Raw genomic sequence first — 15,925 nt, 5'->3', positions numbered from 1 at the left:
TTGGCTTGTGACGCTGGAGCGTCGAGAGCTGCATTCCCACGCGGAGCGTGGGAACGTTCATCGCACCTTCGGTGATCCACGCCGCTGCCGTTATACTGCGACGCCCCGCCTAGCCGGGGCGTCGTCATTTCCGTAGTCGAGGAATCCGCGTGCCGCATCCCGTCCAGCGTCGCTGGTATCCCATCGTTCTTGCCGTCGCCGCTCTGGTGCTGATGCCGCTGTCGGTATTGCTGCTGAGCTGGCATGAGGTGGATCAGCAGATCTGGGCGCACCTGTGGCAGACGCAGATGGCGCGCTTGATCGGCAACACACTGACGCTGGTAATCGGTGTCGGTGTGGGTGTGACGCTGCTGGGCGTCAGCCTGGCCTGGCTCACCAGCCTCTGCGAGTTCCCGGGCCGGCGCTGGCTGGACTGGGCGCTGATGCTGCCATTCGCCATTCCTGCCTATGTGCTGGCGTTCGTCTTCGTTGGCCTGCTGGATTTCGCCGGCCCGGTGCAGACGTTGCTGCGCGAATGGTTCGGTAGCGGCTTGCGCCTGCCGCGGGTGCGCTCGACTGGTGGGGTGATCATCGTTCTGGTGCTGGTGTTCTATCCCTATGTCTATCTGCTCGCGCGTGGCGCTTTCCTGGCCCAGGGCAAGGGTTTGATGGAGGCGGCGCGGGTGCTCGGGCAGAGCCCGTGGCAGGCGTTCTGGCGTGTGGCGCTGCCGATGGCACGACCGGCCATTGGTGCCGGTCTGGCCCTGGCGATCATGGAGACCCTGGCCGATTTTGGCGCCGTGTCGGTGTTCAATTTCGACACCTTCACCACGGCGATCTACAAGACCTGGTACAGCTTCTACAGCCTGACCAGCGCCACTCAGCTGGCCAGTCTGTTGCTGCTGGCAGTGGCGCTGGTGCTCTATGGCGAGCGACGCGCGCGTGGCGCCGCGCGGCCGGCCAATGAGCGGCCACGGGGCAAGGCGCTGTACCACCTGCATGGCTGGAAGGCCTTCGCCGCCAGTGCCTGGTGCGGCCTGGTGTTCGCCTGCGCCTTCGTCATCCCGCTGCTGCAACTGCTGGCCTGGTTCTGGCAACGCGGTCGCTTCGATCTCGATGAGCGCTACGCCGGGTTGATCCTGCATACCCTCTATCTGGGCGGCATGGCGGCGCTGATCACGGTCAGCGTGGCCATGTTGCTGGCCTTCGCCCGGCGTCAGGCGCCGAATCGTGGTGTGCGTCTCGGCGTCGCGCTGGGCAATCTCGGCTACGCCTTGCCCGGTTCGGTGCTGGCGGTGGCGATCATGCTGGCGTTCAGCTTTCTGGATCGTGAACTGGTGATTCCGCTGTCCACGGCGCTGGGCGGTGCTGGCAAGCCGCTGTTGCTGGGGAGTCTGGCGGCGCTGCTGGTGGCCTATCTGATTCGCTTCATGGCGGTGGCCTTCGGGCCGCTGGAAACCAGCCTGGCACGTATCCGTCCGTCCCTGCCGGAGGCCTCGCGCAGCCTTGGCGTTGGCAGCTTTGGGTTGTTCTTCAAGGTCTATCTGCCGTTGCTGTTGCCGGGCACCTTGTCGGCCGCGCTGCTGGTGTTCGTCGACGTGCTCAAGGAGATGCCGGCGACTCTGCTGATGCGCCCGTTTGGCTGGGACACCCTGTCGGTGCGGGTGTTTGAGATGACCAGCGAGGGCGAATGGGCGCGCGCCTCGCTGCCGGCTCTGACCCTGGTGCTGGTCGGCCTGTTGCCGGTGATTCTGCTGATCCGCCGCTCGGCCCGCAGTTTCGGTTGATCAATACAACGCTGTAGGGCGGGTGCAACCCGCCAGTATCGTGGCATGGCGGGTTACACCCGCCCTACGACCTGAAGCCAGGATGACCCCCCGGACGCATGCGGCTACAATGCGCGCCATTCGCGAGCCGGGGTAACCCGGCAAGATTCATCTAGAAGCGTTGCCGAGGCCGCCAGTGCAAGGCGCAGACAGGCGAGAAAGCGGAATGTGCTTTTGCACATGAGCATTTCGAGTCTGGCTGCAACGCAGCAATGGCAACGCAGGTAGCTTCTAGGGGTCTGAATCGCTTCGCCAAGCCCGGAAGGAGATAACCCATGGGACAGCGCACCCCCCTCTATGACCTGCACCTGGCGCTGGGGGCCAAGATGGTGGACTTCGGCGGCTGGGACATGCCGCTGCACTACGGTTCGCAAGTGGAGGAGCATCATCAGGTGCGCCGCGAGTGCGGCGTGTTCGACGTCTCGCACATGTGCGTGGTGGACGTGAGCGGCAGCCAGGCCCAGGCCTTCCTGCAGCGTCTGCTGGCCAACGACGTGGCCCGCCTGGAGAGCCCCGGCAAGGCGCTGTACAGCGCCATGCTCAATGAGCAGGGTGGGGTGATCGACGACCTGATCGTCTACCTCACCGAAGGCGGTTACCGCCTGGTGGTCAACGCTGGTACCCGTGACAAGGACCTGGCCTGGATGCACGCCCAGGCTGGCGATTTCGACGTGCAACTGCGTGAGCGGCGCGACCTGGCCATGCTCGCCATTCAGGGCCCCAAGGCTCGCGCGCGCGTCGCGGAGCTGCTGACCCAGGCCCGCGCTGCACTGATCCACGAGCTCAAGCCATTCCAGGGGCTGCCCGAGGGCGACTGGTTCATTGCGCGCACCGGCTATACCGGTGAAGACGGGCTGGAGATCGTGCTGCCGGTGACCGAGGTGGTGTCCTTCCTCAACGATCTGGTCGGCGCCGGTATTTCTCCCATCGGCCTCGGCGCACGGGACACCCTGCGCCTGGAGGCGGGTATGAACCTCTACGGCCAGGACATGGATGAGCAGGTCAGCCCACTGGCCGCCAACATGACCTGGACCATCGCCTGGGAGCCGGCCGCGCGCGACTTCATCGGACGTCCGGCGCTGGAGGCGCAGCGCGCCGCCGGCTGTCCGAGCAAGCTGGTGGGCCTGGTGCTGGAAGAGCGTGGCGTGCTGCGCGCGCACCAGGTGGTGCGTGTCGAAGGTATCGGTGACGGTGAGATCACCAGTGGCAGCTTCTCGCCGACCCTGAACAAATCCATCGCCCTGGCTCGCGTGCCGACGGCCACCGGCGAGCGTGCCGAAGTGGAAATCCGTGGCAAGTGGTACCCGGTGCGGGTGGTCAGGCCGAGCTTTGTGCGTAACGGCAAGGCCCTGATCTGAATGATCAGGTCGCGACGCTGGCTTTCGCTCACGTCGCGGCCTGCTAAATTGTCCTGACGGCCCACTTGCCGTCATCGCTTACGAGGAAAGACACATGAGCAATATCCCCGCCGATCTGCGTTACGCTGCCAGCCACGAGTGGGCGCGCCTGGAGGCTGACGGCAGCGTGACCGTGGGCATCTCCGACCATGCCCAGGAAGCCCTTGGCGACGTGGTGTTCATCGAGCTGCCGGAAGTTGGCAAGCAACTGAGCGCTGGCCAGGAAGCTGGTGTGGTGGAGTCGGTCAAGGCCGCTTCCGATATCTATGCGCCGGTTGGCGGCGAAGTGATTGCCATCAACGAGGCGCTGGCTGACAGCCCGGAAAGCGTCAACGGTGATCCGTACGGCAGCTGGTTCTTCAAGCTCAAGCCGAGCGACGCCAGCGAGCTGGACAAACTGCTGGACGCTGCGGCCTATCAAGCCGCTGCTGACGCTGACGCCTGATTCATCTGGCCTCGACCCGGAAACCCGCTACGGCGGGTTTCTGCGTTTCTGGGCTCCGCTAATCAATTCGCTCGTAGGGCGTCAGTGGTGGCCCGGATGTAATCTGGGGGGTGACGATACCCCTTGTGGGAGGTGCTTCAGCGGCGAGCTCTTGTCGCGGCTAAAGCCCCTCCCACGATTTGTGCTGTGCATGCATAGGCGCGCTCCTGTAAGGCCTATTCAATCCCCTCCTTAACCGCTGGTCAGTTGGGCTAACACTTTTCCTAAATACAATATATAAAAATACATATTGTATTTAGTGAAGGTGTTGCATGGCCGAATCCATCGATATCCAGCAGTTGCGTGCCAATGCAGACGCTGCCGGGCAGTTGCTCAAGGCATTGGCCAATCCGGATCGTCTGCTGCTGCTCTGCCAGTTGTCGCAGGGCGAGCGCAACGTCAGTGAGCTGGAGGCGCTGCTCGGTATCCAGCAGCCCACGCTGTCCCAGCAACTGGCGGTGCTGCGCCGCGAAGGGCTGGTGGCAACCCGCCGCGACGGCAAACAGATCTTCTATCGCATCAGCAGCCCGGCTGCTCTGGCGGTGATCGAGACCCTGTATCGACTGTTCTGCGAGGGCCAGCAATGAACATCGACTGGGCCGCTTTCACGCCCTGGAGTGCTCTGGCTGGCGGTGCTCTGATCGGCCTGGCGGCGTCCGTACTCGCCTTGGCCAATGGACGGGTGGCCGGTATCAGTGGCCTGCTCGGCAGCTTGCTGCAGCGCCAGGGTGAAGGGCGTGGCGAGAAACTGTTCTTTCTCATCGGTCTGTTGCTGGCGCCTGTGCTCTGGGGAGTGTTCACCGCTTTGCCGCCGATTCACTTCGAGACGGGCAGCCTGGGCTTGATCGTCGCCGGCTTGCTGGTCGGTATCGGCACCCGCTATGGCTCGGGCTGCACCAGTGGCCACGGCGTCTGCGGCATTTCCCGTCTGTCGCCACGCTCGCTGGTGGCCACGCTGGGTTTCATGGTCAGCGGTTTCGCCACGGTGTTTGTCCTGCGTCATCTGTCGGGAGCTTGAACATGGCCAGACTCAGTGCATTCGTCTGCGGCCTGCTGTTTGGCCTCGGCCTGCTGCTGGCTGGCATGGCCGATCCAGCCAAGGTGCTGGCCTTTCTCGATCTTGCCGGTAACTGGGACCCGTCTCTCGCCCTGGTGATGGCGGGGGCCATCGGCGTCGCGGCGCTGCCGTTGAATCTGGCGCAACGGCGTGCCAAGGCACTGCTCGGCGGCGCCATGCAGTTGCCGACGCGACGCGAGCTGGACGCCCGGCTGATCGGCGGCAGCCTGCTGTTCGGTGTCGGTTGGGGTATCGCCGGCATCTGTCCGGGGCCGGCCGTTGCCATCCTGCTGACCGGGCACTGGCAAGCGCTGCTGTTCACCGCGGCGATGCTCGCCGGGATGCTGATCTTTACCGCGCTGGAGGGCCGGCGCGGACGTTGACCTGGAGAACTTCGATGAAAGCCAATGTTGGAACGCTCGACCGTAGCCTGCGTATCGCCGCAGGTCTGATCCTCATTGCCCTGAGCCTGGCCGGCGTCATCGGCCTGTGGGGCTGGATCGGTGTGGTGCCGCTGGCTACCGGCATATTCCGCTTTTGCCCGGCGTATCCGCTGCTGGGTATCAGCACCTGCAAAATGAAATGAAACACATCGACTGAGGCGACATGCATGTGCGGCTTGATGTAGATCAAGCCGCACCGGGTTTGCGCTGGGCATGGTCAGGACATAACCAGAACAGCCAATACCTGAGGAGATATACGCATGCGCACTCTGAGCCTGATGGCCGGGTTGTGCCTGGGCGCCAGCGCCTGGGCCAATGTACCGGCCAACGAACCCGTCGAGCCTATCGCACCGGCCGAGATCACCGATCCGGCCAAGGTGGAACTGGGCAAGCAGCTGTTCTTCGACCCGCGCCTGTCGCGCTCGGGTTTCATTTCCTGCAACTCCTGCCACAACCTGTCGATGGGCGGCAGCGACAACCTGCCCAGCTCCATCGGCCACAACTGGCAGCAAGGGCCGATCAACTCGCCCACCGTGCTCAACTCCAGTCTCAACCTCGCGCAGTTCTGGGATGGCCGCGCCGCCGACCTCAAGGAGCAGGCTGCCGGCCCCATTGCCAACCCGATGGAGATGGCCTTCACCCACATTCTCGCCATCGATGTGCTGCGCTCGATCCCGCAGTACCGCGAGTCGTTCAAGGCCGTGTACAAGACCGACGAGATCACCCTGGATGAAGTGACCGACGCCATCGCCGAGTTCGAGAAGACCCTGGTCACGCCCAATTCGCGCTTCGACCTGTGGCTCAAGGGCGACCAGCAGGCCATTACCCAGACCGAACTGGAGGGTTACGAGCTGTTCAAGTCCATTGGTTGCGTCGCCTGTCACAACGGGCCGGCGCTGGGTGGCAACTCGTTCCAGAAGATGGGGCTGGTCGAACCCTATGAAACCAGCAACCCGGCCGAGGGCGTGGCTGGCCTGACCGGCAAGGACGCCGACCGCTTCAAGTTCAAGGTGCCGACCCTGCGCAACGTCGAACTGACTTATCCCTACTTCCACGACGGCGCCTACTGGAAGCTGGAGGAGTCGGTGGACATCATGGCGCGCTTGCAGCTCGGCCGGCAGTTGAGCGAAGGCGAGATTGGCAAGATCACCGCCTTCCTCAAGACCCTGACCGGCGAGCAGCCGAGCTTTGCCCTGCCGATCCTGCCGCCGTCGAACAACGATACGCCGCGGCCGCAACCGTTCGAGTAGTCATTCTCGGGAGAAGGAAACGAGAACGCCCGGCAAATACCGGGCGTTTTCATGACTGCGTGGGCACCTGTGGCAGGTGCTTCAGCGGCGAGCGTTCAGCGCCAGGGCGCGGAAGGTTCAGGCGCTCTGCGGCGCCGGCTGCTGCTGGGTGATGCAGTGGATATTGCCACCGCCGAGCAGGATCTCGCGGCCCGGTACCATGACCACGCGGTGCTCGGGGAACACGCGCTGCAGGATGGCGCGGGCTTCTTCGTCCTTGGCGTCGTCGAAGCTTGGCGCGACGATGCCGCCGTTGACGATGAGGAAGTTGACGTAGGAACCGGCCAGGCGAACCTCCGGGCTACGCTCCTGGCTGCCGTCGACGATATCGACGCCTGCGCATTCTTCTGCACTGGCGTGGATCGGGCCAGGTATTGGCATCTTGTGCACGATCAGCTGACGGCCCTTGGCGTCGCGGGCGCTTTCCAGCACGCGCATGGCGGCCTGGCAGCGCGGATAGTTGGGATCGTTCGCATCGTCGGTCCAGGCCAGCAGCACTTCACCGGGGCGCACGTAGCAGCAGAAATTGTCGACGTGACCATCGGTCTCGTCGTTGTACAGGCCGTCCGGCAGCCAGATCACCGTGTCGATGGCCAGGTGCTCGCGCAGCACATTCTCGATCTCTTCGCGCGACAGGTGCGGGTTGCGGTTCCTGTTGAGCAGGCACTCCTCGGTGGTGATCAGGGTGCCCTCGCCGTCGACATGGATCGAGCCACCCTCGAGCACGAAGCCTTCGGTGCGGTAACGTTTGCAGTGTTCGATCTCGAGTATCTTGCGCGCTACCTGGTCGTCACGCAGCCAGGGCCAGTACAGGCCGCCATCGAAGCCACCCCAGGCGTTGAAGGCCCAGTCCACGCCGCGCACTGCACCGTTGTCGTCGATCACGAAGGTTGGCCCGGTATCACGCACCCAGGCGTCGTCGGTGGTGATTTCCAGCAGGCGGATGTTGGCGTCATCCAGGCGTGCGCGGGCGTTCTCGTATTGCGCCGCCGATACACAGACGGTCACCGGCTCGAACTGGGCGATGGCCTTGGCCACGGCAGTGAAGGCCGCCTGGGCCGGCTTGCCGCCGTTGCGCCAGTTGTCCGGGCGCTCGGGCCAGACCATCCAGGTCTGGCTGTGCGGTTCCCATTCTGCCGGCATGCGGAAGCCATCGGCGCGTGGTGTGGTGGTCAGGGTGGTCATATTTCACCTGTAGCCCGGATGCAATCCGGGGAGTCGTGAGAAAAAGCCCCGGATTGCATCCGGGCTACGTTCACTCGCAGAGGCTTTCACCGTCGAGCGTGGAAAGCGGCCAGTATAGGTTCGGCCGGCGGTCGCGGAACACACCCCAGGCCGTGCGCACCTTCTCCAGTTCGCTCAGGTCGAAGCTGTGCACCAGGATGCCTTCCTCGGTCTGGTTCAGTTCCTCGACCTTCTCGCCGTACTGGTTGGCGATGAAGGAGCTGCCATAGAAGGTGATGTCGTAACCGTCCTGCTCTTCGCGGCCGATACGGTTGCTGGCCACCAGCGGCATCAGGTTGGCGCCGGCATGGCCCTGTTGCACACGTTGCCAGTGCTCGCGCGAGGTGATGCTGGCGTCGTGCGGTTCGCTGCCGATGGCGGTGGGGTAGAAGAGGATTTCCGCGCCCATCAGCGCCATGCTGCGCGCGCACTCCGGGAACCATTGGTCCCAGCAGATGCCGACGCCGATACGTGCGTAGGCGGTGTCCCAGACCTTGAAGCCGGTATCGCCGGGGTTGAAGTAGTACTTCTCGTGGTAGCCGGGGCCATCGGGGATGTGGCTTTTTCGATAAATCCCGAGATTTGCGCCGTCGGCGTCGAGGATGGCGATGCTGTTGAAGCGAGCCCGACCGGCGCGCTCGAAGAAGCTGATCGGCAGCACCACCTTGAGCTCGGCCGCGACTTTCTGGAAGTGCGCGATGGCCGGATTTTCCTCCACCGTGGTGGCCAACTGGGTGTAGTCGGCATTGGGCTTCTGGCAGAAGTAGGGCGCCTCGAACAGCTCCTGAATCAGGATGATCTGGGCGCCCTGGGCGGCAGCCTGGTGCACCAGCTTCTCGGCGTTGGCGATGTTCGCGGGGGTATCCCAGGAGCAGGCCATCTGGGTCGCAGCGACGGTAACGATACGGGACATGAAACACCTCTTGGCGCGTTCGCAGGCCGACCCGGCGTCGCCGGAAGGCCTTCTCAGGGTGCCATGGTTGAACATCGACCAAGGCGGGATGGTCGATTTATATCCGATAAATATCGATATTAGAAGATGCCCGCAATCGAATCGCCGAAATTTTCCCGATTTTTGTCGGATTGACTGTGCGCGGGACCCAGGGTGTGCCGTGCGCGCCAGTCGATGGCGGTGTCAGCTGCAGATGGTCAGGGCGCCACGCGACTCCCAGCGGATATCACGCCAGCGGCGCAGGTCTTTTCGGCAGTGCGGCAGGCAGGTACAGGCCCAGGTAGGCATCGAATACGCGCATGCCTTCTTCGGCCAGGCGTGGAGTGATTTCGCCATACAGTTGTACGGAGCGAGCGTAGACGCGATCACCCAGCTCCATGGCCAGGGCGAATACATCGATATCCGTTGGCAATTGCGGCAGGGGGAAGTGACGCTCGAACAATGCCTGCATCAGGCGGCCCAGTTCCAGATCATGCCGCTGGTCGGCCTGGATCACCTCGGCCAGGCCATGCTGCGCCAGGATCAGCTGGCGCGCGGCGGCATCCCCGGCGTAGATCGCCAGCATGCGCTGTTCGACGATTCGCGACAGGTCTCGCCAGTTACCCAGCTCGGCGTGTTCCACCGGCTCCAGCAGGCAGGCGCGAAAGGCTGCGTGGACGTCGCCGGTCAACCCTTCGAGCAGGGCCGGCACGCTGGCGAAGAAGTGATAGACCGAGGAGGGCGGAATGCCCGCGTGTTCGGCCACCGTGTAAACCGACAGATTGGCCATGCCCTGTTCGGCCAGCAGTTCGCGTGCCGCCGCGAGGATCTGGGCGATCCGTGCCTGGCTGCTGGCGCGCGGTTTGCGGGGGCTGGCGGGGCGCGACATGGTGAGCTCCTCGGTGGGCGAGGTGCTATTGGACGCCAGGCGGCCTCGGCGAGGCAAGCCTGGCTGCGCAGTCAGCCGCCATCGCGGAAACGTTGCCAGAGCTGGTTGCGTACCTGGGCGTGTTTCTCCGGAAAGACTTCCAGTGGGTACAGGCGGCGCTTGGTGTCCTGATCCAGATAGAGGCCTGGCTGCTGCAGCAGGGCGCCGTCAATGAATTGCATGGAGTCGGCATTGCCGTTGGGATAGAGCGTCTCGGCGGTGATCTGGGCGATCACCTGCGGCTGCATCAGGTAGTCGATGAAGCGGTGGGCGAGCTCGGGGCGGCTGGCATTGGCGGGGATCACCAGGTTGTCGATGAACAGTACCGAGCCCTCGTCCGGCACCACGAAGCGCACGGGCTGGCCGGCCTGGGCTGCGGCGAGGGCGTCGCCGATCCAGGCCATGGCCAGGCACAGGCGGCCGTTGTTGAGGTCTTCGATATAGCGCTCGCTGTCGACATAGCGCAGGTTCGGGCGCAGGGCGTCGAGTATCCCGCCGGCGCGTTCGACGCGGCTCGGTGCGCTGCGTGCCAGGCTGCGGCCCTGGTAAGTGAGCAGCAGTGACAGGGTTTCATCCGGTGCATCCAGTACGCTGATGCCGCAACTGGACAGGCGCTTGCTCTGTTCGGCTTCGAACAGCAGGCTCCAGCTGTCCGGCAATGGTCCGCCATAGGCGGCTTCGGCTTGCGGTGTATTGATCGCCAGGCCGACCGCGCCCCAGAGGTAGGGCACGGCGTGCTGGTTTTGCGGGTCGACGGCAGCCAGCTTGCTCAGCAACTGCTTGTCCAGATGCGTGTGATTGGGCAGCAGTTTGAAGTCCAGTGGGCGAATGCGGCCGCTGGCGATCAGGCCTGGCAGATCGTTGTGCGAGGGTACGGCGATGTCGATCGGCAGGCCGCTTTCCAGTGCCTCTGCCAGCTCCTCGGCGCTGGCGAAGGTGTGGTACTCGACCTCGATGCCGGTGTCGCGGGTGAAGTTCTCCAGCACCTGTGGCGCGATGTAATCATTCCAGTTATAGACACGAATGCTGTCGGCGGCATGAGCCAGGCCGCAGGTCAGGCCTAGCAGGATGGCGGCAAGAGCGCGTTGCATGAGTAACTCCCCGATTGATCAAGGCAACAGTATCCGGCGCGCTGGGTCGCCGGTGGTTGATGCATGTCAGCGCAGTCGCCGTGCGGCGAACTGCAAGGCGCCGGAGCAGGCGATTGGCGGTTGGCAGGCAAAAAGAAGCCGGCTCTGCGGCCGGCTTTCTCGGTGTTACACGGTGTGCAGGTACCAGTTGTACTCGAGGTCGGAGATGGTGGTCTCGAACTCCTGCAGCTCGGCTTCCTTGCACGCGACGAAGATGTCGATGTACTTGGGATCGATGTACTTGTTCAGCACTTCGCTGTCGTCCAGCTCACGCAGGGCATCGCGCAGGTTGTTCGGCAGGCTGGGTTCGAGCTGCTCGTAGGAGTTGCCCTCGATCGGCTCACCCGGTTCGATCTGGTTGGTCAGGCCGTGGTGAATACCGGCGAGGATCGACGCCAGCATCAGGTAGGGGTTGGCGTCGGCGCCGGCTACGCGGTGTTCGATGCGTACCGCATCGGCGCTGCCGGTCGGCACGCGCACGGCCACGGTGCGGTTGTCCAGCGCCCAGCTCGGCGCGTTGGGCACGTAGAACTGTGCACCGAAGCGGCGGTAGGAGTTGACGTTGGGGCAGAGGAACGCCATCGACGCGGCCATGGTGTCGAGAATGCCGCCCACGGCATGACGCAGCGAGGTGTTCTGCAGCGGATCGTCGGCGGCGAAGATGTTCTTGCCGGTCTTCTTGTCGAGCAGCGAGATGTGCACGTGCAGACCATTGCCCGCCTGGCCCGGGTAGGGCTTGGCCATGAAGGTGGAATCCATTTCATGGTCGTAGGCGATGTTCTTGATCAGGCGCTTGAGCAGCAGTGCGTAGTCGCAGGCCTTGATCGCGTCTTCGACGTGATGCAGGTTGACCTCGAACTGCGCCGGGGCGCTTTCCTTGACGATGGCGTCGGCAGGGATGTCCTGCTCCTTGGCGGCTTCGAGCATGTCCTGCAGGCAGTCGACGTACTCGTCGAGGTCATCGATCAGGTAGACCTGAGTGGAATGCGGGCGCTTGCCGGAAATCGGCGAGCGTGGCGGCTGCGGGCGACCGTTCACGTTCTCCTGGTCGATCAGGTAGAACTCCAGTTCGAAGGCTGCGCAGATACGCAGGCCCAGTTCGTCGAACTTCTGCACCACCTGACGCAATACCTCGCGCGGGTCGGCGAAGAAAGGTGTGCCGTCCAGCTCGTGCATGGTCATCAGCAGTTGCGCAGTAGGGCGCTTCTGCCAAGGTTCGTTGCACAGGGTATTGGGGATGGGGAAGCAGATACGGTCGGCGTCGCCGATATCCAGGCCAAGGCCGGTACTCTCGACGGTGGAGCCATTGATGTCGAGGGCGAAGAGCGAGGCCGGCAGGTTGATGCCTTTCTCGTACACCTTGTGCAGGGCGTTTCGGTCGATGCGCTTGCCGCGCACCACACCATTCATATCTGCAATAAGAAGGTCGACGAACTGGACCTCGGGATGTTCCTTGAGGAACGCGTTCGCTTCGTTAAGCTGAACGGCACGCGGGGGTACCGACATGATGCAACACCTTTTTGTTAAATATATCAATCATGCGACTGCATGGGTGTGAGTCAATCCGAAACGCACTTTACTGTCAAGCGGGCCCCATGATGCCCTGTAGTGGGGCGTGATGGCCATTTTTGGGGCATTTCAAGGCCTTTCAGCCTGCTCCAGGCATTGATCTTTCAGGGTGCTCAGTGGGGTGTGTTCAATTTTTTACAGAGCTATTGTGTAAAAAAATGAACAAGGCTAAGCTCGGTTCAAACCCACTAACAGCAATAATACGGGTGTCTCATGTTTTGCCTGCCGGCCATCGGCGTCAGCGCCTGCGCCAGGACCATCGGTCACGCGACCTCTTCCCTCATCAACGAGGCGAGTCTGCTCATCATGCGGGCTCGATCAGTCATGAGCATGACCGCTGCAACGCAGCAACATCTTTCCTTTGCGGCCTCTGCGCCGCGCGGCCTGTCTTATCAGGCTGTTCGCTCATTCCATACCCTGCACGATAGCGTACGTGGCTGCGCAACGCCCCTTGGCGTGCGCCTTGGCCCGCGCTCCGCAATGCACAAGCCACTTGCTGGCTTCGCTTGGCTCGCGCTATGTCGCGAACTAGACAGCTCGGTGTTCGTGGAGAGGGGTGAGCGATTTTATTTCGGTGGAGTGAAATGCCAGGTGCCGGAGGTGCCGCACCCCTAGTAGCATCCACCCGAATATCTCGCCTTCTTTCAGGCCTTTGGTGAGGCTTGCAGGGAGAAGGCGGGGCAACGCTGAACCCGCTATAACTCAAGCTGGTTCTACAACCCTGAGGTCTCTATGAGTACCAAGTTAGACCAGCTCACGAGCTGGCTGAAAGAACGCAAAATCACCGAAGTCGAATGCCTGATCAGCGACCTGACCGGCATTGCCCGCGGCAAGATCTCGCCGACCAACAAGTTCCTCGACGAGAAGGGCATGCGCCTCCCCGAGAGCGTGCTGCTGCAGACCGTGACCGGCGACTACGTCGAGGATGACATCTATTACGAGTTGCTGGACGAGGCGGACATCGACATGTTCTGCCGCCCGGACGCCAATGCCGTGTTCCTCGTGCCCTGGGCCATCGAGCCCACCGCGATGGTGATCCACGACACCTTCGACAAGCAGGGCAACCCCATCGAGCTGTCGCCGCGCAACATTCTCAAGCGTGTACTGCAGATGTATGCCGACAAGGGCTGGAAGCCCATCGTCGCGCCGGAGATGGAGTTCTACCTGACCAAGCGCAACAGTGACCCGGACTTCCCGCTGGTAGCGCCGATGGGCCGCTCCGGCCGTCCAGAAGTGGGCCGGCAGTCGTTCTCCATCGATGCTGCCAACGAATTCGACCCGCTGTTCGAAGATGTTTACGACTGGTGCGAACTGCAACACCTGGATCTCGACACCCTGATCCACGAAGACGGTCCGGCACAGATGGAAATCAACTTCCGTCACGGCGAAGCCCTGCATCTGGCCGACCAGATCACCGTGTTCAAGCGCACCATGCGCGAGGCCGCGCTCAAGCATGATGTGGCGGCGACCTTCATGGCCAAGCCGATCACTGACGAGCCGGGCAGCGCCATGCACATCCACCAGAGCGTGGTGGATATCAAGACCGGCAAGAACATCTTCTCCAATGATGACGGGACGATGAGCGAGCTATTCCTGCACCACATCGGTGGCCTGCAGAAGTACATCCCCGAGCTGTTGCCGCTGTTCGCGCCGAACGTCAATTCGTTCCGCCGTTTCCTGCCCGATACCTCGGCGCCGGTAAACGTGGAGTGGGGCGAGGAGAACCGCACCGTGGGCCTGCGCGTCCCCGAGGCCAGCCCGCAGAATCGTCGCGTGGAAAACCGCCTGGCCGGTGCCGATGCCAACCCCTATCTGGTGCTGGCGGCATCGTTGCTCTGTGGCTACATCGGCATGGCCGAGGGCATCAAGCCCAGTGCGCCGGTCAAGGGCCGTGGCTACGAGCGCCGTAACCTGCGCCTGCCGCTGACCATCGAAGCCGCACTGGAGCGGATGGAGGTGTGCAAGGTGGCCGAGAAGTACCTGGGCGAGAAGTTCATCCGTGGCTATGTCGCGGTCAAGCGTGCCGAGCACGAGAACTTCAAACGTGTGATCAGCTCCTGGGAGCGCGAGTTCCTGCTGCTGTCGGTGTAACGGTAACGGGTTGCCGGCCGCGCATGGCGCGGCCGGCGCCACGAATCTCAGCGTAGCGCTCATGGCGCTGCGTGCTAGCAAGGTGTTGTGATGAACAAGCAAGCGAACAACCCGAAAACCGCCCAGTGGCAGGCCCTGAGCCAGGCCCACCATCTGGCGCCGTTCAGTGATTACAAGCAACTGGCCGAAAAGGGCCCGCGCATCATCACTGAAGCAAAGGGGGTGCACCTGTGGGACAGCGAGGGCAACAAGATCCTCGATGGCATGGCCGGCCTGTGGTGCGTGGCCGTCGGCTATGGCCGCGAGGAACTGGTCGAAGCCGCCAGCGCGCAGATGCGTCAATTGCCGTTCTACAACACCTTCTTCCAGACCGCCCACCCGCCGGTGCTGGAGCTGGCCCATGCCATCTCCCAGCTGGCGCCTGCCGGCATGAACCACGTGTTCTTTACCGGTTCGGGCTCGGAGGGCAACGACACCATGCTGCGCTTGGTGCGCCACTACTGGGCGTGCAAGGGCCAGCCAAACAAGAAGATCATCATCGGCCGCGACAACGGCTATCACGGCTCCACCGTGGCTGGCGCCAGCTTGGGTGGCATGAAATTCATGCACGAGCAGGGCGACCTGCCGATCCCTGGCATCGCGCATATTCCTCAGCCCTACTGGTTCGGTGAGGGCGGCGAGCAATCGCCCGAGGAGTTCGGCGTCTGGGCTGCCGACCAGCTGGAGAAGAAGATTCTCGAACTGGGCGAAGAGAATGTCGCGGCCTTCATCGCCGAGCCGATTCAGGGCGCGGGTGGTGTGATCATCCCGCCGGACAGCTACTGGCCGCGCATCAAGGAAATCCTCGGCAAGTACGACATTCTCTTCGTCGCCGATGAAGTGATCTGCGGTTTCGGCCGTACCGGCGAATGGTTCGGCAGCCAGTACTACGATTTGAAACCCGACCTGATGACCATCGCCAAGGGCCTTACCAGCGGCTACGTGCCGATGGGCGGGTTGATCGTCAGCGACAAGGTGTTCGAGGTGATCGAGGCGCACGGCGACTTCAACCACGGCTTCACCTATTCGGGTCATCCGGTGGCGGCAGCTGTAGGCCTGGAGAACCTGCGCATTCTCAAGGAAGAGGGCATCGTCGAACGGGTGAAAGCAGAAACGGCACCGTATTTGCAGCGTCGTCTACGTGAGCTGGCGGATCACCCGCTGGTGGGCGAAGTGCGTGGCGTCGGCATGCTCGGTGCCATCGAGTTGGTACAGGACAAGGCGACGCGCACACGTTATTCGGGTGACAAGGCGGTAGGCATGATCTGCCGCGGCCACTGCTTTAATAACGGTCTGATCATGCGCGCCGTGGGCGACACCATGATCATCGCGCCGCCCCTGGTGATCAGCCAGGCGGAAGTGGATGAACTGATAGAGAAAGCGCGCAAGTGCCTGGATCTGACTCTGCGTGACCTGTAGGTCTGAAAGCCCGCAGTCACGGAAAGTTGTCAGCGGTGCCATGACCTTGCCAGACTGCGCCAGAGTGCGCGAGCCGGCCTGATTCGAACGGCTTGTGCGACCTCTGGAATAACGACACA

General features: G+C 63.0%; 15 protein-coding genes. 10 read left to right on the top strand and 5 right to left on the bottom strand.

Features of this window, described 5'->3' with window-relative positions; translation table 11 throughout:
• Positions 1-149 precede the first annotated feature (149 nt).
• The 8 genes from BLR77_RS08680 to BLR77_RS08645 all read left to right on the top strand — a co-directional run bounded on the left by BLR77_RS08680 (position 150) and on the right by BLR77_RS08645 (position 6,436).
• Positions 150-1,766 carry an ABC transporter permease gene (locus tag BLR77_RS08680; protein ID WP_074676683.1) on the top strand — a complete coding sequence of 539 codons (1,617 nt, stop codon included), beginning with the start codon at positions 150-152 and terminating at the stop codon, positions 1,764-1,766.
• 314 nt (positions 1,767-2,080) lie between these two features.
• Positions 2,081-3,163 carry a glycine cleavage system aminomethyltransferase GcvT gene (gene gcvT, locus BLR77_RS08675; RefSeq protein ID WP_074676681.1) on the top strand — a complete coding sequence of 361 codons (1,083 nt, stop codon included), beginning with the start codon at positions 2,081-2,083 and terminating at the stop codon, positions 3,161-3,163.
• Positions 3,164-3,257: 94 nt separating this feature from the next.
• Positions 3,258-3,647 carry a glycine cleavage system protein GcvH gene (gcvH, locus tag BLR77_RS08670; RefSeq protein ID WP_074676679.1) on the top strand — a complete coding sequence of 130 codons (390 nt, stop codon included), beginning with the start codon at positions 3,258-3,260 and terminating at the stop codon, positions 3,645-3,647.
• 311 nt (positions 3,648-3,958) lie between these two features.
• Entirely contained in the window at positions 3,959-4,273 is a 315-nt protein-coding gene (locus BLR77_RS08665) for an ArsR/SmtB family transcription factor (protein WP_074676677.1), read from the top strand.
• Positions 4,270-4,704, top strand: coding sequence for a YeeE/YedE family protein (locus tag BLR77_RS08660; protein WP_074676675.1), 435 nt, complete (start codon positions 4,270-4,272; stop codon positions 4,702-4,704). The genes BLR77_RS08665 and BLR77_RS08660 overlap by 4 nt, the downstream gene beginning before the upstream one ends.
• A 2-nt stretch (positions 4,705-4,706) precedes the next feature.
• The gene (locus BLR77_RS08655) at positions 4,707-5,126 is read left to right on the top strand and encodes a DUF6691 family protein (RefSeq protein WP_074676673.1); all 420 of its coding nucleotides are present in this window, start codon (positions 4,707-4,709) and stop codon (positions 5,124-5,126) included.
• A gap of 14 nt (positions 5,127-5,140) precedes the next feature.
• Positions 5,141-5,329, top strand: a complete 189-nt coding sequence (locus BLR77_RS08650) for a YgaP family membrane protein (RefSeq protein ID WP_074676671.1) — start codon at positions 5,141-5,143, stop codon at positions 5,327-5,329.
• A 117-nt stretch (positions 5,330-5,446) separates the two neighbouring features.
• The gene (locus BLR77_RS08645; protein WP_083366035.1) at positions 5,447-6,436 is read left to right on the top strand and encodes a cytochrome-c peroxidase; all 990 of its coding nucleotides are present in this window, start codon (positions 5,447-5,449) and stop codon (positions 6,434-6,436) included.
• Between the two features lie 117 nt (positions 6,437-6,553).
• On the opposite strand, the gene aguA is transcribed toward BLR77_RS08645, so the two are convergent.
• The 5 genes from aguA to BLR77_RS08620 all read right to left on the bottom strand — a co-directional run bounded on the left by aguA (position 6,554) and on the right by BLR77_RS08620 (position 12,194).
• A complete protein-coding gene (gene aguA, locus BLR77_RS08640) occupies positions 6,554-7,660 on the bottom strand; it encodes an agmatine deiminase (RefSeq protein ID WP_074676667.1) in 1,107 nt (368 codons plus the stop codon).
• Between the two features lie 70 nt (positions 7,661-7,730).
• Positions 7,731-8,612, bottom strand: a complete 882-nt coding sequence (gene aguB, locus BLR77_RS08635; RefSeq protein WP_074676665.1) for an N-carbamoylputrescine amidase — start codon at positions 8,610-8,612, stop codon at positions 7,731-7,733.
• Positions 8,613-8,877: 265 nt separating this feature from the next.
• Positions 8,878-9,519 (bottom strand): TetR/AcrR family transcriptional regulator, encoded by a 642-nt coding sequence (locus BLR77_RS08630; protein WP_074676663.1) that lies wholly within the window; start codon positions 9,517-9,519, stop codon positions 8,878-8,880.
• A 71-nt stretch (positions 9,520-9,590) separates the two neighbouring features.
• Positions 9,591-10,649 (bottom strand): polyamine ABC transporter substrate-binding protein, encoded by a 1,059-nt coding sequence (locus BLR77_RS08625; protein ID WP_074676661.1) that lies wholly within the window; start codon positions 10,647-10,649, stop codon positions 9,591-9,593.
• 165 nt (positions 10,650-10,814) lie between these two features.
• Positions 10,815-12,194 (bottom strand): glutamine synthetase family protein, encoded by a 1,380-nt coding sequence (locus BLR77_RS08620; RefSeq protein WP_047591612.1) that lies wholly within the window; start codon positions 12,192-12,194, stop codon positions 10,815-10,817.
• 795 nt (positions 12,195-12,989) lie between these two features.
• Between BLR77_RS08620 and BLR77_RS08610 the strand changes: the two genes are divergently transcribed.
• Entirely contained in the window at positions 12,990-14,348 is a 1,359-nt protein-coding gene (locus BLR77_RS08610; protein ID WP_074676657.1) for a glutamine synthetase family protein, read from the top strand.
• Between the two features lie 90 nt (positions 14,349-14,438).
• Positions 14,439-15,806, top strand: coding sequence for an aspartate aminotransferase family protein (locus BLR77_RS08605; protein WP_074676655.1), 1,368 nt, complete (start codon positions 14,439-14,441; stop codon positions 15,804-15,806).
• The last annotated feature ends 119 nt before the right edge of the window (positions 15,807-15,925 follow it).

The organism is Ectopseudomonas alcaliphila (assembly GCF_900101755.1).
Taxonomy (GTDB): Bacteria; Pseudomonadota; Gammaproteobacteria; order Pseudomonadales; family Pseudomonadaceae; genus Aquipseudomonas; species Aquipseudomonas alcaliphila.
Note: the sequence above shows the minus strand (reverse complement) of the source record. Positions and strands in the feature narration are given on the sequence as shown.